At 67.6% G+C, this 19,551-nt stretch carries 19 protein-coding genes and 1 pseudogene; 10 read left to right on the top strand and 10 right to left on the bottom strand.

What is annotated here, in order from left to right; translation table 11 throughout:
* Positions 1-150: 150 nt before the first annotated feature.
* Both ACZ5IK_RS32060 and ACZ5IK_RS32065 read right to left on the bottom strand, forming a co-directional pair.
* Positions 151-1,350 (bottom strand): LCP family protein, encoded by a 1,200-nt coding sequence (locus ACZ5IK_RS32060; protein ID WP_465491119.1) that lies wholly within the window; start codon positions 1,348-1,350, stop codon positions 151-153.
* Positions 1,351-1,524: 174 nt separating this feature from the next.
* A complete protein-coding gene (locus ACZ5IK_RS32065; RefSeq protein ID WP_465491120.1) occupies positions 1,525-2,268 on the bottom strand; it encodes an SDR family NAD(P)-dependent oxidoreductase in 744 nt (247 codons plus the stop codon).
* 100 nt (positions 2,269-2,368) lie between these two features.
* Here ACZ5IK_RS32065 and ACZ5IK_RS32070 point away from each other — a divergent pair, with 100 nt between their 5' ends.
* Positions 2,369-2,995, top strand: coding sequence for a TetR/AcrR family transcriptional regulator (locus ACZ5IK_RS32070; RefSeq protein WP_465491121.1), 627 nt, complete (start codon positions 2,369-2,371; stop codon positions 2,993-2,995).
* 87 nt (positions 2,996-3,082) lie between these two features.
* Positions 3,083-4,606, top strand: coding sequence for an MDR family MFS transporter (locus tag ACZ5IK_RS32075; protein WP_465491156.1), 1,524 nt, complete (start codon positions 3,083-3,085; stop codon positions 4,604-4,606).
* 96 nt (positions 4,607-4,702) lie between these two features.
* On the opposite strand, the gene ACZ5IK_RS32080 is transcribed toward ACZ5IK_RS32075, so the two are convergent.
* A complete protein-coding gene (locus ACZ5IK_RS32080) occupies positions 4,703-4,954 on the bottom strand; it encodes a WhiB family transcriptional regulator (protein WP_101606252.1) in 252 nt (83 codons plus the stop codon).
* 189 nt (positions 4,955-5,143) lie between these two features.
* Here ACZ5IK_RS32080 and shbA point away from each other — a divergent pair, with 189 nt between their 5' ends.
* Positions 5,144-6,319: an RNA polymerase sigma factor ShbA gene (shbA, locus tag ACZ5IK_RS32085; RefSeq protein WP_465491157.1), complete on the top strand. Its 1,176-nt coding sequence runs from the start codon at positions 5,144-5,146 to the stop codon at positions 6,317-6,319.
* Between the two features lie 58 nt (positions 6,320-6,377).
* Here the strand turns inward: shbA and ACZ5IK_RS32090 are convergent, their stop codons facing one another.
* Complete coding sequence (locus ACZ5IK_RS32090; protein WP_465491122.1) at positions 6,378-6,971, bottom strand: hypothetical protein; 594 nt, start codon at positions 6,969-6,971, stop codon at positions 6,378-6,380.
* 222 nt (positions 6,972-7,193) lie between these two features.
* On the opposite strand from ACZ5IK_RS32090, the gene ACZ5IK_RS32095 reads away from it, so the two are divergent.
* Positions 7,194-7,472, top strand: coding sequence for a DUF3892 domain-containing protein (locus ACZ5IK_RS32095; protein WP_101606250.1), 279 nt, complete (start codon positions 7,194-7,196; stop codon positions 7,470-7,472).
* 63 nt (positions 7,473-7,535) lie between these two features.
* On the opposite strand, the gene ACZ5IK_RS32100 is transcribed toward ACZ5IK_RS32095, so the two are convergent.
* Both ACZ5IK_RS32100 and ACZ5IK_RS32105 read right to left on the bottom strand, forming a co-directional pair.
* Positions 7,536-8,477 carry an alpha/beta fold hydrolase gene (locus ACZ5IK_RS32100; RefSeq protein WP_465491123.1) on the bottom strand — a complete coding sequence of 314 codons (942 nt, stop codon included), beginning with the start codon at positions 8,475-8,477 and terminating at the stop codon, positions 7,536-7,538.
* Between the two features lie 246 nt (positions 8,478-8,723).
* Positions 8,724-10,175, bottom strand: a complete 1,452-nt coding sequence (locus ACZ5IK_RS32105; protein WP_465491124.1) for a hypothetical protein — start codon at positions 10,173-10,175, stop codon at positions 8,724-8,726.
* 70 nt (positions 10,176-10,245) lie between these two features.
* Here ACZ5IK_RS32105 and ACZ5IK_RS32110 point away from each other — a divergent pair, with 70 nt between their 5' ends.
* The 4 genes from ACZ5IK_RS32110 (at position 10,246) to ACZ5IK_RS32125 (ending at position 13,680) form a co-directional block, all read left to right on the top strand.
* Positions 10,246-10,830: an RNA polymerase sigma factor gene (locus tag ACZ5IK_RS32110; RefSeq protein ID WP_465491125.1), complete on the top strand. Its 585-nt coding sequence runs from the start codon at positions 10,246-10,248 to the stop codon at positions 10,828-10,830.
* Complete coding sequence (locus tag ACZ5IK_RS32115; protein WP_465491126.1) at positions 10,827-12,074, top strand: hypothetical protein; 1,248 nt, start codon at positions 10,827-10,829, stop codon at positions 12,072-12,074. Before ACZ5IK_RS32110 ends, ACZ5IK_RS32115 begins: the two co-directional genes overlap by 4 nt.
* Positions 12,075-12,143: 69 nt before the next feature.
* Complete coding sequence (locus ACZ5IK_RS32120; RefSeq protein WP_465491127.1) at positions 12,144-12,722, top strand: TetR/AcrR family transcriptional regulator; 579 nt, start codon at positions 12,144-12,146, stop codon at positions 12,720-12,722.
* Positions 12,723-12,798: 76 nt separating this feature from the next.
* A complete protein-coding gene (locus tag ACZ5IK_RS32125; protein ID WP_465491128.1) occupies positions 12,799-13,680 on the top strand; it encodes an alpha/beta fold hydrolase in 882 nt (293 codons plus the stop codon).
* A 283-nt stretch (positions 13,681-13,963) separates the two neighbouring features.
* Here the strand turns inward: ACZ5IK_RS32125 and ACZ5IK_RS32130 are convergent.
* A pseudogene (locus tag ACZ5IK_RS32130) lies at positions 13,964-14,201 on the bottom strand (transposase); the annotation flags it as partial.
* 237 nt (positions 14,202-14,438) lie between these two features.
* Between ACZ5IK_RS32130 and ACZ5IK_RS32135 the strand changes: the two are divergent.
* Together ACZ5IK_RS32135 and ACZ5IK_RS32140 are read left to right on the top strand one after the other, a co-directional pair.
* Positions 14,439-14,843 carry a hypothetical protein gene (locus tag ACZ5IK_RS32135; RefSeq protein WP_465491129.1) on the top strand — a complete coding sequence of 135 codons (405 nt, stop codon included), beginning with the start codon at positions 14,439-14,441 and terminating at the stop codon, positions 14,841-14,843.
* A gap of 193 nt (positions 14,844-15,036) precedes the next feature.
* Positions 15,037-15,510 carry a YunG family protein gene (locus ACZ5IK_RS32140; protein ID WP_465491130.1) on the top strand — a complete coding sequence of 158 codons (474 nt, stop codon included), beginning with the start codon at positions 15,037-15,039 and terminating at the stop codon, positions 15,508-15,510.
* A 13-nt stretch (positions 15,511-15,523) separates the two neighbouring features.
* Here the strand turns inward: ACZ5IK_RS32140 and ACZ5IK_RS32145 are convergent, their stop codons facing one another.
* From ACZ5IK_RS32145 to ACZ5IK_RS32155, 3 genes are all read right to left on the bottom strand, one after another.
* Positions 15,524-16,414 (bottom strand): helix-turn-helix transcriptional regulator, encoded by an 891-nt coding sequence (locus ACZ5IK_RS32145; RefSeq protein WP_465491131.1) that lies wholly within the window; start codon positions 16,412-16,414, stop codon positions 15,524-15,526.
* A gap of 113 nt (positions 16,415-16,527) precedes the next feature.
* Positions 16,528-17,331 carry an SDR family oxidoreductase gene (locus ACZ5IK_RS32150; RefSeq protein ID WP_465491132.1) on the bottom strand — a complete coding sequence of 268 codons (804 nt, stop codon included), beginning with the start codon at positions 17,329-17,331 and terminating at the stop codon, positions 16,528-16,530.
* 962 nt (positions 17,332-18,293) lie between these two features.
* Positions 18,294-19,514 carry a PucR family transcriptional regulator gene (locus tag ACZ5IK_RS32155; RefSeq protein ID WP_465491133.1) on the bottom strand — a complete coding sequence of 407 codons (1,221 nt, stop codon included), beginning with the start codon at positions 19,512-19,514 and terminating at the stop codon, positions 18,294-18,296.
* Between the last annotated feature and the right edge of the window lie 37 nt (positions 19,515-19,551).

Consider the following 19,551-nt stretch of genomic DNA (forward strand, 5'->3'; position numbering starts at 1 on the left):
TTTCCAAGAGGTTCCCTGCCTTCTGTGGGGGGGGGAAGGGGGGGGGGGGGGGGGTGGGGGGGGGGGGGGGGGGGGGGGGGGGGGGGGGGAAACCCCCCCCCCCCCCCCCACGACCGACCCAGCCCACCCCGCTCCGGAACCTTGGCCGCTTTAGCTGACACAACCCGCCGAAGCAGGCGGCGCGGACGACGTGGACGACGAGGGCGGAGCGGCGACCGAGGAGGTGGCCGCCACCGGCTTGATCCCGATTCCGCCCGTCGGTTCCCCCACCGCGGCGACGTTCGTCGACGTCAGCGTGGCGTTCACGAACGCCTTCACCTGGGCGGGATCCACCTTCACCGCGTCACCGTCGGAAGGCGTCGGCAGGGAAAGGCTCTGGATCGGGATCGTCTGGAACTTGATCGCCCCCGAACTCATCCCCCGCAACTGCTGCGCGAAGCTCAGCACGTCCCAGCCGCGGTCGAGCACGACCGCCCCCTGGATCGCGCCGGTCAGAGCGCTCAGCCTGGAGGGGTCGGTGAACGTCCCCGCGTCCAGCATGGTCTTGGCCATACTCGAGAGGAACGCCTGCTGCCGAGCGATGCGGTCGAGGTCGCTGGGCAGCCCGTGCCGCTGCCGCACGAAAGCGAGCGCCTGCGGCCCGGAAAGCAGCTGCTTCCCCGCCGGGAACGCAGCGCCCGAGAACTTGTCCTGGACCGGTTCCTTGAGACAGACCTCGACACCGCCGACGGCTTCGCTCAGCGCGGAGAACCCGGCGAGGTTGACGGCGGCGTAGTGGTTGATGCTCAGCCCGGTGAACTGCTCGATCGTCTGGATCGTGAGTTTGGCGCCCGCTTCGTTGGCCTTGACCTCGAGCTGGGCACCGCTCAGGCCTTGGGCGCGCAGCGAGCTCATCGCGGCGTTCTTGCCACGACTGTAGGCGGAATTGATCTTGTGCTTGCCGAAGCCGCCCGCGATGTCCACATAGGAATCGCGCGGGATGGAGATGGCGGTGGCCGCGGCGCCGCCCGCCGGGATGTGGACCACGATCATGGTGTCGGTGGTGTCGCCGCCGTCGTCGTCGGCCCCGGCGTGCAGCGTGTCGAGCACGTTCTGCGGCAACGGGTTCCCGTAGGTGTCGGTGCGGGAGTCGATCCCGACGAGGAGGATGTTCTGCGCCACCTTCAGCGGTTCGCCAGCCGGACCGTCGGGCATCTGAGCGGAGGGCGCGATCACGTCGGCCGTGACGATGCCTTCGTCCAAACGGCTCAACTGCGTCCACGCGAAACCCGTGACCCCCAGTACGGCCGTCGACACCAGGCCCAGTGCGACGCGGCCGCCGATCCGCCGTCCTCGCGACGTGAGCAGCACGACCTTCTCCCCGCTTCCGTGAATGATCCCCCGCATTCGAGGATCACCGCGTTAGCTGGGAATTACCTGAGAAACGTGTCATAACCGGGTCTTAAAGCCCGTTCGGCCCAGCAGAAGTGATCAAGCAGACAACCGGCCGCGACACCGAGTGCCGGACCGACCGCGCAGCGCTCCCTAGCGGGGCATCCGGCGCCAGATCGCGCGAGGCACCACGCGCATCACCGCGAACACCAGCCTCAGCAGTCCCGGCACCCACACCGTATCCCGGCGTTTCCGGATTCCGGCGACCGTCGCGTCCGCGACCTGATCGGGCGTGCTCGAGAACGGCGCCGGGGACATGCCCTCGGTCATCCGGCCGATCACGAACCCGGGCCGGACGAGCAGGAGGTGCACGCCGGTGCCGTGCAGGGCGTCGGCCAGGCCGCTCGCGAAACCGTCGAGGCCCGCCTTGGCCGAACCGTAGACGTAGTTCGCCCGCCGGACCCGCACCCCGGCGACCGACGAGAACACCACGAGGCTTCCGCTTCCTTGCTCACGAAGCACATTGGCCACATGCGTCAGCACACTCACGTGAGCCACATAGTCGGTGTGCACGATCGCGACGGCGTGCTCGACATCGGTTTCGGCACGCGCCTGGTCGCCGAGGATCCCGAAAGCGGTGACGACGACGTCCAGCGGGCCGTGCTCCGCGGCGACGTTCTCCAGGAACGGGCCGTGCCCGGCGAGGTCGTCGGCGTCGAACTCGACGACGTCGACCGTCTTCGCTCCCGCGGCCAGCAGTCGTTCGGTCTCCGCACCGAGGTCCGCGCTCCGCCGTGCGGCCAGCACGATCTCGCGCGCCCCGCCCTTGGCAAGCCGCTCCGCGACCGCGAGACCGATCTCGCTGCGCCCGCCCAGTACCAGCACCGTTCCACTCACCCGCCGCAGTCTGCCAGGCGGTTCGGGGCCGCCGGCCAGTGGCACGGTTCACAAACTGCAATTTTGCAGTATCTGCATCTTTGGGCGTATCGTGGTGCTCATGCCCGAACCCGTCAAAGGCCTCCGCGAGCGCAAGCGGCTGGAAACCCACCGCGCGCTGGCGACCACCGCCGTCCGGCTCGTCGCCGAACGCGGCCTGGACCAGGTGACGGTCGAGGACATCAGCGCGGCGGCGGGGGTCTCGTCGCGCACCTTCTTCAACTACTTCGCGTCCAAAGAGGACGCTGTCGTCATCGCGCACGCCGACAACGCCGAGCGTTCGCAACGCATCATCGAGAAGTTCCTCGCCGCGCCGAAGGAAGTCAGCATTCCGCGCGCTTTCGTCGCCGCGCTGAAAGAGGACTTCGCCCAGATCGACGAGAACCGTGAAGAGTGGCTCGGCCGGATGAAGGCGATCCAGGAGAACGCCACCCTGCATTCGCGCGCGGTGGCGATGAACCACGACACCATCGCGCCGACCATCGAGGCGATCGCGCGCCGCGCAGGCGTGGATCCCCGGGACGACCTGTATCCGACGCTGCTGTTGTCCACGCTCGGCGGCGCCGTCAACGCCGTGCTCATCCTCTGGTCCCGGCACGACGGCCGAGTGTCCGCGCTCGACCTGCTGGACGAAGCCGTCGAAATGCTTCTCGCCGGGCTCCCGGAGCCCGGCGGCCGCGCGCGCTGACGCGCTCGGCATCCCAGAACACGAAGGGGGACAACCATGTCCGCATCCATGACCGAATCACGAGAACCGGAATCGCCACCGGATTCGATGGGCCGCAAACAGGTCCTCGAAGCCATGTCGGGGCTGATGATGGGCATGTTCGTCGCCATCCTCGCCTCGACGGTGGTCGCGAACGCGCTGCCGCGGATCGTTTCCGAACTCGGCGGCTCGCAGTCCTCCTACACCTGGGTGGTCACCACCGAACTGCTCGCGATGACCGCGACGGTTCCGCTCTGGGGCAAACTTTCCGACCTGTACAACAAGAAGCTGCTGATCCAGCTCTCGCTCGGGCTGTTCGTGGTCGGCTCGCTGGTCGCCGGGTTCGCGGGCAACATCGAGCTCCTGATCGGCAGCCGCGTCGCGCAGGGCATCGGCGCGGGCGGGCTCACCGCGCTCGCGCAGGTGATCATGGCGGCCATCGTTTCGCCGCGTGAACTCGGGAAGTACTCGGGCGTCTTCGGTGCCGTTTTCGCGGTCGGGACCATCGCGGGCCCGCTGATCGGCGGCGTCATGGTGGACACCTCGTGGCTCGGCTGGCGCTGGTGCTTCTTCCTCGGCGTGCCGTTCGCGATCGCGGCGATCCTGCTGCTGCAGCGCACCCTGAACCTGCCGACGGTCCGGCGTGACGTGAAGGTCGACTACCTCGGCGCGTTCCTGATCATGGCCGGGGTCTCGACGCTGCTGGTCTGGTCTTCGCTGGCCGGGCACCAATTCGCGTGGGCCTCCCTGTGGACGGCCGGCCTGGTGACCGCGGGCGTGGTCATCCTCGCCCTCGCCGTCTACGTCGAGTCGAAGGTGGCCGAGCCGATCCTGCCGCTCGGGCTGTTCCGCAACCGCACGGTCACCCTGACCACCCTCGCGAGCTTCCTCGTCGGCGTCGCGATGTTCGGCGGGACGGTGTTCCTGTCGCAGTACTTCCAGCTGTCGCTCGGCAAGTCGCCGACGGTGGCCGGGCTGCTGAGCCTGCCGATGATCTTCGGCCTCCTCGTGTCGTCCACGGTCTCGGGGCAGCTGATCAGCCGGACCGGCAAGTGGAAGAGCCACCTGCTGCTCGGCTCGGCCTTGATGACGGCGGGCCTCGCCCTGCTGGGCACGCTCGACTCGAAGACGAACCTCGTCGTCCTCGGCGCCTACATGGTGGTGCTGGGCGTGGGCGTCGGCATGCTGATGCAGAACCTGGTCCTGGTGGCGCAGAACGACGTCGACGCGCAGGACCTCGGCACGGCGACCTCCACACTGTCGTTCTTCCGCAGCCTCGGCGGTTCGATCGGGGTCAGCGCGCTGGGCGCGGTGCTCGCGAACCGGGTCACCGCGCTGATCACCGAGGACCTCGGGCCGCTGCCCGGTGGCGGCGAAGGCGGCGCGGTGCCGAACATCGCCACGCTGCCCGAACCGGTCGCGAACGTCGTCCGCGACGCCTACGGGGAAGCGACCAGCGAGTTGTTCCTGATCAGCGCGCCGATCGCCCTGCTGGTCGTCGTCGCCGTCGCGTTCCTCAAGCACAAGCCGCTCAAGACCCAGTCGGGGAACGAGCGGCTGGCCGAGGAGACGGCCGCCGACGCCGTCGCCTGACCACCACGAGAGAGGGGCCCGGTTCGCCGAACCGGGCCCCTCTTTTTTCGCGCGCGAAAGAAAGCGATGGAAATTCAGTCGCGCGATCGAGTGGATTCAGGCGGCGCTGCCGACCCGAATCGGGCGGCGCCGCTCACTACCGGTCAGCCCGCCGAAAACGCCATGGGCGAGTCCGTTGTCCAGGGCGTAGGCCAGGCAGGCCGAAATCACCGGGCACCGTGCGCAAACGGCCTTCGCCCTGTTCGCCTGCCGTGCGCCGGGACCGGTTTCGGTGACCGGGAAGAACAGTTCGGGATCCTCACCGCGGCAAGCGGCCTCACTCAGGTCACCGGCCATCCTCGTTTCCATTTTCCTATCACCTCCTTTTCTTCGATTTTCCCTTCCGCGTCAAACGACTTCCGCTCGAAGCCCGGGTATCCACCCCGGTACGCGGCGCAAACATCACCTTCACCGAATCGTTACACTCAGCGGCCCGCTCACTGCACCTGTCCTGTGAGGGCATTCGCGTCAGGCGGCTGGGAGCGGTGAGTGCGGGTGATGGGCCAAGAAGAGTTCGACGAGTTCTTTCACAGCGAATTTCCGCTGCTCACCGGCTTCTTGTGCAAGGCGGGCTTCGCGCTCGACCCGGCGCGGGACGCCGCTGCGGAGGCGATGCTCAACGCCTACGAGGACTGGCAGACCATCAACCAGCCGAAATCGTGGGTCCGCCGCGTCGGGCACCGGCGGGCGAAGGAGCAGACCGCGGTCCGCGCCGACTGGGCCTTCGCCGACGCCGGCCGGGAGGACAAACTCACCGTCCTCGCCGACGAGACCTCGTCCGTCCTGACCATGCTGGGGCGGCTGCCGAAACGCCAGCAGCTCGGTATGGCCTGGTCGCTGGACGGCTTCACCTCCCGGGAGATCGCCGGGGTGCTCGGCATCGCGGACGAGGCCGTCAGCGCGACACTGCGTCACGCGCGCGGCCGGCTGGAGGAGCACGACCCCGAGTTCATCGGCCGCCTGGACAGCGCCAACGGCGCCTTCGTCGACGCGCTGCGGGTGGGGCTCGACGTCGAAGACACCCTGTCCCGGATCAAGAACCGCGCGATGATCCGGGACCTGGCCCTGGTGGAGCCGGGCACCCCGACGGAGGCGGAGCCCGAGCAGGTGACGCCGGATCACTGGTACACCCTCGACGGTCCCGTCGCGGCCGCGGGACAGGGTGACCGGCGCGCGCTGGACCACCTGCTGACCACCATCCGCCCGATCGTGATCCGGTACTGCCGGGCGCGGATCGGCAGACAGGAACGGACGTACGCCTCGGCGGACGACGTCGCGCAGGAGGTCTGCGTGGCGATCCTCCGCGCGCTGCCCACCTACCGCGAACGAGGACGGCCGTTCCTCGCCTTCGTCTACGGCATCGCCCAGCACAAGGTCGCCGACGCCCGCCGCGCCGCCGCCCGCAACCGCACCGAACCCGTCGCCGAAGTCCCCGACGGGGTCTCGGATACCGCGAGCCCCGAACAACACGCGCTGCACAACGAATTGAGCGACCGGATGGGGGAACTGCTGCGGATCCTGCCGGACAAGCAGCGGGAGATCGTCGTGTTGCGGATCGTCGTCGGCCTTTCGGCGGAGGAGACCGCAGGCGTGGTCGGATCGACGGCGGGTGCCGTGCGGGTGGCGCAGCACCGGGCTTTGACACGGCTCCGCAAGATTCTCACCGACGAGTGACCTCGTGAGTGGCAAGGACGGTTAGAACCGTCCTTGCCACTCACGAGGCCCAGCGCGTTCACGGACGGCAGCGTTCCGCGGTCGCCGCGGCCGTCTTCAGTTCGGGCGCTCCCAGAATGGCCGCGACCGGGTCGAGCGCGCCGTTCGTGTCCTTCTGGGCGGCGATGAGCCCCTCGACCGCCCGGCCCTGTGCCGCGGTGTCGTTCTTCCCGGACGCGTCCAGGTCGGCCTTGGCTTTCACGGTCTTGTCGCGCGCCGCGGTGTACTTACCGAGGAACTCCTGCTTCGCCGTCTCCCCCGCCGGAACCGGCGAGACGGGTAGGGCGCTGAGACCGTCGACCGTCTTGGCCAGAATGGTCGAGTAGTGCCCGAGCTGGTCGCTCGTGCTCTTCTTGATCACCTCGACGGTTTCACCGCTCGCCGACGGCATCTTGTTGTTGCCGTCGACGAAATCCCGGATCGCGCCGCAGAACCCGTTCATCCAGGCCACCGTCGCGGCCGAATCCGCGGCGGGCGACGAGGTCGTCACCGGCGGCGGCGCCGGGGCGGCCTGCGGTGCCGGGTCCGGCGCGCAACCGGACAGTGCCATCGCGGCCAGGGCGATTCCCGCCGCGCCCAGGAACCCGGCCGATGTCTTACGGGCAGCGCACATGTCTGTTTCCCCTCTCTTCCGGCTGGTGTTCCGGCCGGCGCGAGGACTGTGACATGCGGGAACGCGCGCGGTCTGCGTCATCTGACTCAGAACGGACGGGCGGCGCTCGAACTCGTAACGTTCGAGGCACGACGCCCGGACCGCGTAACGGGGTGCCGACAGGTGGCGAGTACAGCATTACCCCTGTTCGCTTCGAGGGCACCCAGCCGGGGAGGCAGCATCATGGCCATCAAGATCATCGCAGCGCGGCTCGAAGGCGGGAAGTTCCACGAAAGCATCACGAAACTGCGCTGGATCAACCCCGGCAGCGGCGAGACCGGCGAGAGCTTCGTTTCGGCGATCGTGGCGTGGATCGAGGACGACGACGGGAAGGCCTACGTGGACGAGGGAATCCACCGGGTGGCGGTGGAGATCATCAAGCCGACCTTCGGCCCCGAGTTCCTCCGCACGCGGGCGGACGGGATCTGGAAGAACAACCTGCTGGAGCTTCCCCGCTTCTGAGGCGGGCTTGTCCACAATGGACCACGGTGATCCGCGGCTCCGGCACGTCAGCCAGCGGGTCCATCAGCCTTGCCGGTCCAGCCATTCTGAAATCACTCGGTTCGTCTCTTCGGGCATTTCCTGCTGGATCCAGTGACCGCAGTCCAGGCCGACCACTTCCACATCGGGCACGAACTCCGCCAGTTTTTCGAACCTCGGGACCGCGAGGTCCCGATCGCCGTAGATCATGAGGGTGGGCTGCTTGATGATCGGGTCCGCGTCCGCCAGCTGGTGCCAGTCGCGGTCGAGGTTCCGGTACCAGTTGATGCCGCCGGTGAACCCCGACGTCTCGAACGCGGAGACGATGACGGCCAGGTCGCCGTCGCTCATGACGGGCTCACCGAGTGGTGTTTCCGCCTTGGCGAGATTGATGAATGCCATGCCCGGCTCAGGGGGCGCGGGGGGCACGTTCTTCCGGTAGAGGTTGCGGATGAACCGGGAGGTGTTGCCATCGAACACGGCATCGGCGACACCCGGCTGCCGGTTGAAGTGGACGAAATAGAAGTCGCCGCCGAGGAAGGTTTCCATGACCTCGATCCACGGCGTTTCTCCGCGCGCCTGGTAAGGCAGGCTCATGTTGATCAGCTTGTTCACCCTGTCGGGGTGCAACAGGGTCAGCCCCCAGACGACGAACGCGCCCCAGTCATGACCGACGAAGGTGGCATCCTCGTAGCCGTAGTGATCCAGGAGCGCGACGAGGTCACCCGTCAGGTGTTCGATGTCGTAGTCCGTCACCTCGGCGGGGCGGGAGGAATTGCCGTATCCCCGCTGGTTCGGTGCGATGACGTGGTAGCCGGCTGCGGCGAGGACGGGCATCTGGTAACGCCAGGTGAAGGCGTGCTCCGGCCAGCCGTGGCAGAGCACGATGGGCTTGCCCTTGTTTTCTCGGCCTGCTTCGAACACTTCGAGCTCCACGCCGTTGACTGGTACAAGGGTGGGCTCGGGAAAGTCGGCTGGATCGAACATCGAATTTCTTCCCAATCTTTACAGGGTTCAGGCGGCGAAAGCACTCTGACGATGGTGTCGGCACACCCCTGACAGGCCGAGGGCCGGCACCGTCGTGGATGGTCGGACTCGTCGATGAGGCCGCGACACCCACTTTGCCGACTAATCCGGTCAGCCCATGACCGGTTTTCTGCGGAATTTTCGCCGAGGTGCGACCGGCCGGCTGGTGAGTACCAGCGAGCAAGTCATCGACAGGTCGCGGTGGCGTCACTCCTTGTTCGGCACCAGGTACAGCTCCTGCTTTCCGAGTGTCGGCGCGTCGAGCGTCCAGTGCGCGAGCGCGTCCTGTGGTGGGGTCGCCAGCCGGCGCAGCACGAGTTCGGGACGGCGTGGCCGGACGTCGAAGTCGAAGAAGGCGTAGTTCACGCGGAGCATCGCGCGGGTCCAGCGGTTCTCCTTGCCGCGCGCCTCGATCGCGGCCGGCAGCAGGCCGCGGTCGGAGAAGACGTCGACGACCGGGCAGCCGCAGGTGTAGGCGAGGATGCCGATTTCGCCCGCGCTGCCGACGATCCGGCCTCCGGAGAGCGTTCCCAGTTCTGCTCCGATACGTGCGTACTGCGCGCTCGACGTGTAGTTCGACGTGAACGGCGCGTACATGCGGGGAAGCCCGGCAGCCGCGTACGTGATCAGACCGGCGACGATCAACGCGAGCACCCCGCGGACCATGATCCGGTGGGAAACCGCTACGGCACAGACGAAAACAGTCGCCACGGTGAGGCCGGGGCCGTAATACCAGTGGTAGGGCGGGACCGTCAGCGACACGTAGCCGAGGTGGTACAGCAGGCCACCGAGGGCGAGCGGAACGAACGGCCGCAGCCCGGCGGGGATCGTGCGCCGCCGGATGGCCAGTGTCACCACGGCGAGGACAGCGAGTACGGCGGGCAGGAACGCCAGTGCCGCCATCACCGGCGAAGTCCGCGCGTAGAACAGCGGGCCGTTACCGAAGTTCCAAGCGCCCCAAGCATGTTGCGCGCCCTGGAGCGTCTTGATCACAACCGTGTCCGGTACCGCCGCGCCGAGCACCACCCAGCTGAAGCAGAACCACGGCAGCGTGATCAGCCCGGCTCCGAGCAGTGCGCGTCCCGTGCCGGGACGGAGGAAGACGAAGAGCACCACCGCGAATACGATCAGGTCCAGCCGGACCAGGGCGAGCACGCCGGCCGCAAGACCGAAGGCGAACGGGTTCTTTTCGGCGGCGAACACGGTGAGCCAGCCCAGGACCGCCGCACCGAGGGTGACCTCGAGCCCGATCGACGAGAGCAGAAGCGGGTTCGCGGTCAGCGCGGCGAGTGTCAGAGCAGGGAACCGGGGCGGCAGCCCCGCCGCCCCGCCGAGCCTGCGCAACGCCAGGGCGAGCAGGACCTGGCACAGCACGAACAACGCTCCGGCGGCGAAGACGGCGTCGCGGACGAAGATGGTCAAGACCGCCAGGATGAGCACGTTCGCCGGCGACGTCGCGGTGTTCGACGTCGCGTCGGCGAGCAAGCCCCAGTGGCCGTGGAAGGCGACGTTGCGCGCGTACGCGAGCGTGATGAACGTGTCGTCGATCAAATGCGGACGGGCGAGCAGGAACACCCCCGCCGAGAGCACCGCTACGGCCAGGGGCATCCGCCAGGACGTCGTCCGGTTGTCCGTCGTCCGGACCTGTTCCATGATCATGGCTTGATATGGCTCCCCCGGCCCGGAAAGTTGCGCGCAACGTTCGGCCGGTGCCGGCCACAACCAGGACGTGAGCAGCCATACGATCGAGGCGGGGGTACCGGTGGAACAGACCGGTGACCGGGAACTGTGGGCCCGCGCGGCCGGCGGCGACGAGGGGGCGTTCGGCGAGCTGTTCGAGCGGCACGCCGAGGCTCTGTGGAACTACACGTATCGCCTGACCGGTTCGTGGAGCAGCGCCGAGGACCTGGCGTCCACGACGTTCCTCATCGCGTGGCGGCGGCGGGCGGAGGTGACCTTGGTGCGGGACAGTGCCCTGCCGTGGCTCTACACGGTCGCGGCCAATGTCGCCCGTGACGAGTACCGCGGTGCTCGTCGCCGGCTGCGGCTGCTCGGGAAGATCCCGGCCCAGCCCGCCGTGTCCGACCACGCCGATTCGGTGGCCGAGAAGATCGACGGCCAGCGCCGGCTGGGACAAGTCGCCGAAGCCGTCCGGTCACTGCCGAAATCGCAGCGTGACGTCGTCGAACTCTGCCTGGCCGCCGAGGTGAGCATCGCCGACGCCGCAGAGCTGCTGGGCATCGCCGAGGTCACCGTCCGCGCCCATCTTTCCCGGGGACGAGCCCGGCTGCGTACGTTGCTGGAGGAGAAATGAGCGGCGAACCCGTGTACCCACCTCGCCATGCGATGCCGGACGACGTCCGCACCCGGATGCGATCGGCCGTCCGAGAGGGGATCGCGAAGCCGCGGCGGCCGGCACGCATCTGGTACGCCGCCGCGGCGGCCGTTCTCGTCGCGTCCGGCGCCGCCGCCGCGACGCAGCTGCTCCGTCAGCACGGCACGGACCCCCGCCCCGAGCCGGCCGCCGGCGAGCTCAACCTGGACGTCAGGCTGGCGGCGTCCTCACTCGACCGTTGCTGGGCCGCGGTGCGGGCCGCGGGCAAGACGGATCGAGTGCCCCCGCGCGAGGACTGGGTTCCCCAGTTCACGGACGTCATGCTGGACGTTTCGGTCGTCGCCGCGACGGCGGCGGGCAAGCCGATGTTCTGCGAGACGACGCTGACCACCGTGACCCTGTCCGACCCGAACGCCGCCCCCGCGTATGTGCCGGGCACCCTCACCGGGCTGCTCCTGCAGAGCGCGACCGGGCTGATCGGCGGGGTGCTCGATCCGGCCTTGCGGGGTGCGGGTCTCGCGTTCCAGGCCGAGGATTCCGGCGGCGGGGACGCCGTGGAAGCTTCGCCTCTGACACATCAGTTCGTCTCGTTCTCCTGGACCGACCCCGCCAAGACGCGACTGTCCGTCTACGAGCCCGTCGGAGCGACGACCACGAGCCTGCCGCCGGCTCCGGCGCCGCTGCTTTCGGCCGTCGATCGCCCGGTCGCCCCGGCCGACCGGACCTCGCCCGCGGGACGTGCACTGGGCATATGCCTGTCCGGTGCGGCGGACGCCGTCTCCGACGTGGCGGGCTATAAGCCGGGCGCGATGCTGGACAAGGACGGCTATCAGGTCGTTCTCGGCCGTTTGGGCGACCGGAGCCTGGCGTGCACGACCGTTCCGGACCCGCGGCGTCCCGGCCGGCTGAAGATGCGTGTCTACCAAGACCATTTCGAGCTCCCGCCGGTGCAGCCCCGGAACATCCCGATGCAGCCACTGGGCGGGGTGGAAGACGGCGGTGACCGGGGTAACGCCCGGACGCCGTTCGCCGGGACGCTGCTGCCGGCGACCGCGGTGACGGTGACCTGTGACTTCGGCGCCGGACCGACCTCGACGACCGATGTGGTCGACGGGACCTTCGTGGCCTTCGTTCCGAAAGAGGTGAACGATCCGGTCCCGCGAGGGGTCCACATTCGAGCGCGTGATGCCAACGGCATCGTCGTGTTCGACGGGACTCTGTAGCCGGGGTGGCCAGTTCTACCCGAGACCCCCTTTCTTGATCGCTCGATCCAGAAAGGGTACGGTGAAGTCGTGGTCAGAACTCGCGAATTCGATACCGAGGCGGCGGTGAGCCGCGCGATGGAGCTGTTCTGGTCGCGCGGCTACGAGGCGACTTCGGTACGGGACCTGACCCGGCACCTGGGAATCGGGCAAGGGTCCTTGTATGCCGCGTTCGGCGACAAGGAGGGCCTGTACCAGGCGGCGCTGGAGCGCTACCGAACCACCCTCGCGGCGGCCGCCCTGCGCGACCTCAAGGAGGGGGCGGACGCCCGGTCGATGATCCGCACGATGCTGGTCGAGCGGGTCCTGATCGCCGTGGAAGACGACGGCCGGGGCTGCCTGGTCGTCAATGCCGCTTGCGAGCGCCTGCCGAAGGATACGGCAACCCGGCGCACCGTGCGGGACATGCAGGACGCCAGCCGGGACGCGCTCGTCGAGGTGCTGCGTATCGCGGCGGAGCGGGGCGAGATCGCGACGCGGCACGACCCGCACACGCTGGCCGCCTTCCTTGTCACCTTCCTCAACGGACTACTGGTCTCCGCGAAGATCACCCCGGACGTCTCCACTCTCGAACCACTCGTGGAGGTCGCCCTGACCGCTCTCGACTGATTTTTGCCGCCCTCAAACTGGATCGTTCGATCCAGAAAACCTCGCACTGCGAAGTACGCCAGGAAAGTTGGGAAACATGATGTTCGACCATGACGGAACGCCGGTCCGCACGGGACGTGCCGCGGTCAACGGAACGAGCCTGCACTACCGGGCGGCCGGGTCCGGCCCCGCGGTGGTGCTGTTGCACGGCGTGCCCAAGACCGGTTACCACTGGCGCCACCTCGTTCCGAAGCTGACGCCCCACCACACCGTCGTCGTTCCGGACCTTCGCGGTCTCGGCGACTCCGCCCGTCCTGCGGATGGCTACGACTCCGTGACGATGAGCGACGACATCGCCGAGCTGATGGCCCACCTCGGACACGAGACCTACGCCGTGGCGGGCGAGGACTGGGGAGCGGTGATCGGCTACCAGCTCGCCGCCCGCCACCGCGGCCACGTCAACGCTCTCGTGTTCGCGGAAGCGTTGTTCCCCGGGTTCGGCTTCGAGGACCACACCGCGCTCACCCCCGAGAACGTCGCCGGCGGCATGCACCTGTGGCATCTGGGCTTCTACTTCCAGCCGGACGTACCCGAGATGCTGATCGCCGGGCACGAGCGCGAGCTGATCACCTACATGATCAAGTACGAACGCAGCCACCCCGACACCGCCACTTCCGACGCGGTCGACGAATACGTGCGCTGCTACTCCATGCCTGGCGGCATCCGCGCGATGCTCTCGATCTACCGGGCAATGCTCGTCGACGCCGAACAAAACCGGCGAGCCGCACAGAAGAAACTGGACATCCCCGTCCTGGCGCTTGGCGGATCCGCGTTCATCGGCGACCGCAACGAGTCCCAGATGCGGCTCATGGCCCACGACGTCACTGGCCACGTCTTCGACGCCGGACACGACCTCGCCGAGGAAGTACCCGACGACATGGCCGCCATCATCGTGCCGTTCCTGGCCGAACACGGGTAACCGCACCCGGCCACCGATGTCGGCGGCCCGACGCTGCCGGCATCGACGTCGGCACGGTGGATCCGGTGCACGTGAGAGCTCGTCGTCGCGGATTCATCGGCGCGGTCGGCTGCGACGAGCCGAATTTCCGCCGGCCGCCATCGGCCGCAGCGGCAACAGTTCCGCTTGTGCCAGCGTTTCAACTGCTCCAGCTGCGGTAGGCGGGGCACGGTGGCGGTGAAGATCCCGAGGTTCCCCTGCTCGCCGGACACGGCGGGGGTGGGGTCAGGCGGTCTCGTCCGTTGGAGGTGACCACCCCCTTGTCCTTGATCCGCAGCCGCAGGCCGTCGACATAGAGAATCGGGTATCTCGTCCAAAGGCCGGGATTGTCACAACGCGATCTCGTCGGTCACCACTTCGGTGACGTTGGAGATCAATTCCCGTGACACGTTCACGTCATATACGTCACGCAAATGAGATTCGATATCCCGGGTGGTCATGCCATTCGCTGGGACCCGTTGGCTGTTCCCTGGCCGCCGAGCAGGCCGGCTCATGTCCCCGAGGACGCTCGAACAGAGTCTCCGACAGGTCGGGATTCCCAGCCTCCGCGGCCGGACCGCGGAACGACGCGTCATCAGGACGTTTCACCACGATCCAAGCGGCCATAAGGGCAGGAACCACTGCCCCTGCGGCGGAACAACCGCCCGCGCGCTCATGGTCCCGGGAGTGCAACGCTTCATGCACCGCAAAACCGGACAACAGTGGAAGATGGAGCAAACATGCGCAAGCTCTTGACAGCGGCGGCCCTGTTCGCGAGCTGTCTGGCCATCGGAACGACACCGGCGAACGCCGCTCAGACCCGCGCGACGCCACTGGCGGACTGCCACGTCGCGAACGTGCAGCTCGCGTTCGACAACTGGGGCTCCACCGGTGGTTTCCATGCCTACTGCGGGCAAAACCGGCGTGTCTGGGCCGTTACCGCGTTCTACGACTCGGCTGGGGCACAGGTCGCGGGCGGCAGCGGCTACACCCTTGTCTCCGCCGACGGCCAGTGGCATTGGTTGTACGCGAACACCAACTGGGGCGGCGTCTGGAAACCGGTCTACACCGGCTGCATCTGGATCACCCAGGACAACCCCTTGCCCGGCGGCACACTTCTGTCCAACTACTGCAAGAACAAATAACCACCATCGCCCGCATCGTGAGAGAACCTTCATCGCATGGCGACGTTCAGCTTGAGGGTGCTTCCGGGCCCTGCCGTTCGGCGGAGGGCCGGCCCCGTCCTCAGGAGCTGACGCCGCGACCAAGGCCGCAAGGCCCGGTGCTGACGCTCCGGCAGCGCGGCCGCCTGTGATGGCCGGCGATAGGCTCGACGGCTTGAAGGACCTGATCTTCGGGAGGGCGTGGATGACTTTTGTCTGGTCGTTGACGGAGCTGGACGCCGTCTTCCGGCAGTGTTGGGACGAACAGACCTGCGATCCGGCCGTCCCGTGGGATGACGGCAACCCTGCGGCCGGGCACTGCGGTGTCACGTCGATGGCAGTGGCAGAACTCTCCGGCGGTGTTCTACTCTGTTCGGAGGTCTTTCGACGCGATGGTCAGCGCGACGGTCTGCACTATTGGAATCGCTTGCCCAGCGGCATCGAGGTTGACCTGACTCGAGATCAGTTCCGTGCTGGTGAGCAATTCGGCCCGGCGTCGGCGCACGAACCGATTCGTCTCCCGACAGCGCGAATGGCCACGCGCTACGACCTCTTCGCCTCGCGCGTGCGCGCCCGCCTGGGCGGGCCCCTGCCGGAGGGAATCCCCATCTCAGGCAGCGGTTGTTCAGTGCTGACTCAGACGGACTGAAAAGGTCGGAATATCAGCTGAGCGCTTGAGTCTCGGTCGCTGGATTCTCCTGGCTTGCCGCCCACGACGCCAACAGGGCCAGACCGTCCGCGGTCGCCGTGCCGACGGCCGCGGTGTAAACGGTCAGGAGCAGGCCGGGGTCGGCAGACAGTTCCATTGACTCGACGTCCAGGTCGAGCTGGCCCACTACCGGATGGTGCAGGCGCTTGCGTCCGGACCGGTGGAGCCGGACGTCCTGAGATGCCCACCGCTGCCGAAACAGTTCACTGCGTGTTGACAACTCACCGACCAGGGCGACCAGCTCCTCGTCGTACGGATTGCGGCCGGCTTCCATGCGCAGCTTCGCGGCCACGTCGCAGGCGATTCGGTCATAGTCGACAAAGAACGTTTTTGCCGCTTCGGGATCCAGATACACGAACCGCGCGGTGTTCGCCGGCCGTCGCGTTTCGGCCAGCACCGGTGAATACAGCGCGCGGGCAAGGTGATTCATGGCCAGCACGTCGTAACGGCTGTTGCAAATCCACGCCGGCGCATCGGTGATGGCGTCGAGCACCTGCTGAAGCGCCGGGCGCGCCGTCACGGCGGGTCGCCGGCGGCGCGGACCGCCGGGTGCCCTGGACTGCCGCGCGAGGTGGAAGAGGTGATCGCGCTCGGCCTCGTCAAGGTGCAAGGCGGACGCCAACGCGTCGAGCACCCCATCGGAGGCGCCGGTGAGGCTGCCGCGCTCCATACGCACGTAGTAGTCGACCGATACCCCTGCCAGTAGAGCCACCTCTTCGCGGCGCAGACCTTTGACCCGGCGGTTGCCGCCGTAGGAGGGCAGTCCGGCCCGCTCGGGCGTGATGCGCGCGCGACGCGAACTCAGGAACTCCTTGATCTCGGTGCGCAGATCGATCTTGACCACCCCTTCACCATAGGCCCCGTCCGCGGGCGAAGGGAGGTTCTGCTGGTACCCCCGTTGAGACCCGACTTGAAGTAGTTCACGAGGGCCCGTCGGCCGACGGCAAAGTCTCGCGTCTAGGTACCCGATGCGGTCGTGGCGGTGCCGCCGTCGACCGGGACGATGGTGCCCGTCAGGTAAGACCCGGCCCGGCTGGCGAGGAACACGGCGACACCTGCCATGTCGTCGTCGCGGCCGAGCCGGCGCAAGGGCGCCTTCGCCGCGATCGTGTCGCCGATGGCATCGATCGTGGCCGCCATCATCCGCGACGGGAACACTCCCGGGGCCACCGCGTTCACCGTGACGTGCTGTGGGCCCAGTTCCCTGGCAAGCACCCTGGTGAGCTGATGGAGTGCCGCTTTGCTGCTGGCGTACGAGTAGTTGGGCGCCTCGGCGACGTGGATGGCGGCGATACTGCCGATGTTGATGATCCGCGCGGGATCATCGGCGGTGCCCGCCCTGCGCAGTGCGGGCAGCAGCGCCTGCACCAGCCAGAACGGCGACTTGAGGTTGAGGTCGATCACTGCGTCCCATGCCTCGGCCGGGAACGTCTCCAACGGCTCGCGCCACATCGCCCCCGCGTTGTTGACGAGGATGTCCAGGCGTTCCGAGTCGGCCTTGACCAGATCAGCGAGGCGCTGACACTCATCGTATCTGGACAGGTCGGCGGGGATTGCTTGAACGTCGCCGAATTCGGACAGTTGACGCTGTGCCTCCGCGCACGCGTCTGCCTTGCGTGAGCTGACGACGACGCGGGCGCCCGCCTGCAGAAGGCCGCGCGCGATCATCATCCCAATGCCCCTGGTGCCGCCGGTGACAAGTGCGTACTTCCCACTCAGATCGAAAAGTCCTGAGTGAGTGGTGAACTGGTTGTCCGCCATGGGTCTTCGTCCCTTCTGCCGTGGACGCATGTGCTGACACGGTCACGCGTCCAGTGCAGCTGAATTGAACTGATGAAGGTAAATCTGCAGCTAACCGGAAGTCGACTCAAACAGGTTGACAGACGTCCTGGACGCCTGGGAGTCCCTGGCGATACAGGTACTATGAGAGCCCCCTTGTCTGGCGCGTCGGCTCCCACCGCCACAATCCCCTCAGGCACAGTCATTTTCTTGATTGCTTTGATTCGTATTGCGACCCGGCATCGTCGTCGTGAATCGACGGTCAGGCCAATGTCGGACCTGCGTGGACGGGGTTACGTATCAGCTCCAAATCGCTGGAATCGAGTAGCCGCACTTCGAGTAAAAGCGGACCACGAGTACACCCTCCAACCGTGGAAGCGGTTGTGACGAGGAAGCAGAAAGGCTGCTACGCCACCACCGGCTCTGCAAAGCACTTCTCCAACTATCGCCACACCGGAGCAAACGGAGCCCAATCGGAGACAACGTAGGGCACGAAATCCGCAGCACTCGAGGCTTGAGCTCGAAGCAGTTGCCGCGTCATCCAGTCCGGCAACAGATGATCAAGGTCTACATTGACGTCCGCACCGAGGCCAGCTTGCAGGGCAGCAGTGACGTCAAAGCCCGAGTGCGCGACACGCTCGGGATCTCGAACGCCCAGCTCCCAGTCGCCGGCCGCAGCCAGCCTTCGCCTGACTGGCTATCCAACGCACCGAGCCTCAGAACGACCTACGACCCTGGCACTTATCGACGCAGGACCGTTCGAGTTCATGGAGACCCGCTGGAAATACCAGCTGGAGCTGATCCGAGCCAAATCGAACATCGGGCACGCGCGTCCGGCCTTCCACGTCGATCTCCCGGTCCTCATCCTCAGCGAGGATGAGGACGTGGGTGGCGTCCGCCGGAGAGGCGAACGCGTGCCATGCCGGCGTTCGACGGTCATGAGATCAGCGGTTCGGGTGATCGCGGTAGGCCGCGGCGATGACCCGCAGCTTGAGCCCGAGGTGCAGCATGAGCCGGTCGTCGCCGGAGTCCAGGCTGCACCCGCTGATCTGCTCGATCCGCTTGATGCGCTGGTACAGAGTGGCGCGGTGGACGTGCAGCGAGTCGGCGGCGCGCTGGATGTTGCCGCCGTGGTCGAAGAAGGCGGACAGCGTGGAGATCAGGACGTCGTGCGTGTCCTCCGCCTCCACCGCCGCGAGCGCCGGAACCTGCGATGCGTTGAGGAGGTCTTCGGGCGCGAGCTTCAGCAGCAGCTCGTAAGGACCCAGTTCACCCCAGCGGGCGAGCGTCCCGAAACCAGGCAGCAGCAGGGCCGCGCGAGCGGCCAGCAACGCCTGCTGGTAGGACGTAACGACGTCGCCGAGGACCGTCACGGAACCGCCGAGCCCGAACACCAGCCGCGCCTGCTCATCGCCGAGCAGCCGGAAGCGGCCCGTGATCCGCTCGGCGACCGCGTCGACGAGGGCCCGCGACGGCGGAACCCGCTGAACGAGCAGGATCCACGCGCGCCAGCGGTTCGTCGCCATCAGGGCTACGTCGTCGGCGACGGCCCGCAGCCCGTCCTCGACTGCTGCGTCGAACGCGACCTCTCGCGGTGTCGCGGAAGCCTGCGAAGCCGGGCACTGCACGGTGAGCACGGTGAAGTGGCCGCACTCGTCGCCGAAAAGCTGCTCGGCGTGCAGGTCTTCGATCGCTTGCGCACGCACCGCCGGGTCGGCGGAGACGAGTTCGCGCAGGATGCCTTCCTGACGTGCCTTCGACCGTTCGTGCAGCAGCAACCGGCGCAGGAGCACCACCCCGGCGGAGGCTGCTGCCTCGCCTGCTGCCGCCACCTCGCGGCCGGTGAACGCGCCGTCCTTGTCGATCAGCCACAGGTAGCCGAGCAGCATGCCGTTGCAGCGCACCGGCGCGCACAGCCTCGGCATCGCGCCCTCGACGTCGACGAAGCCGGGCGCGACCCAGCGGCTGATGCCATGGGCAAGGATGTCGTCGACGATCTCCGGCCGCACGGATCGGTTCATCACCGAGCTGACTCGGAGGGTGTCCTCGTCGCCGAAGTGGCGGCTGGCGGCGAGCAGGCGCAGGGCCGGGTCGTCGATCGCGACCGACCGCCGCAGGCGCTCGGCGAGTTCGTCCACGATGGACTGGAGGTCGCGGTCGGGCACACCCGTCCCTTCCCTCGGCGGATGCCGTCCACGGTAG

The organism is Amycolatopsis sp. NPDC031561, from assembly GCF_055580625.1.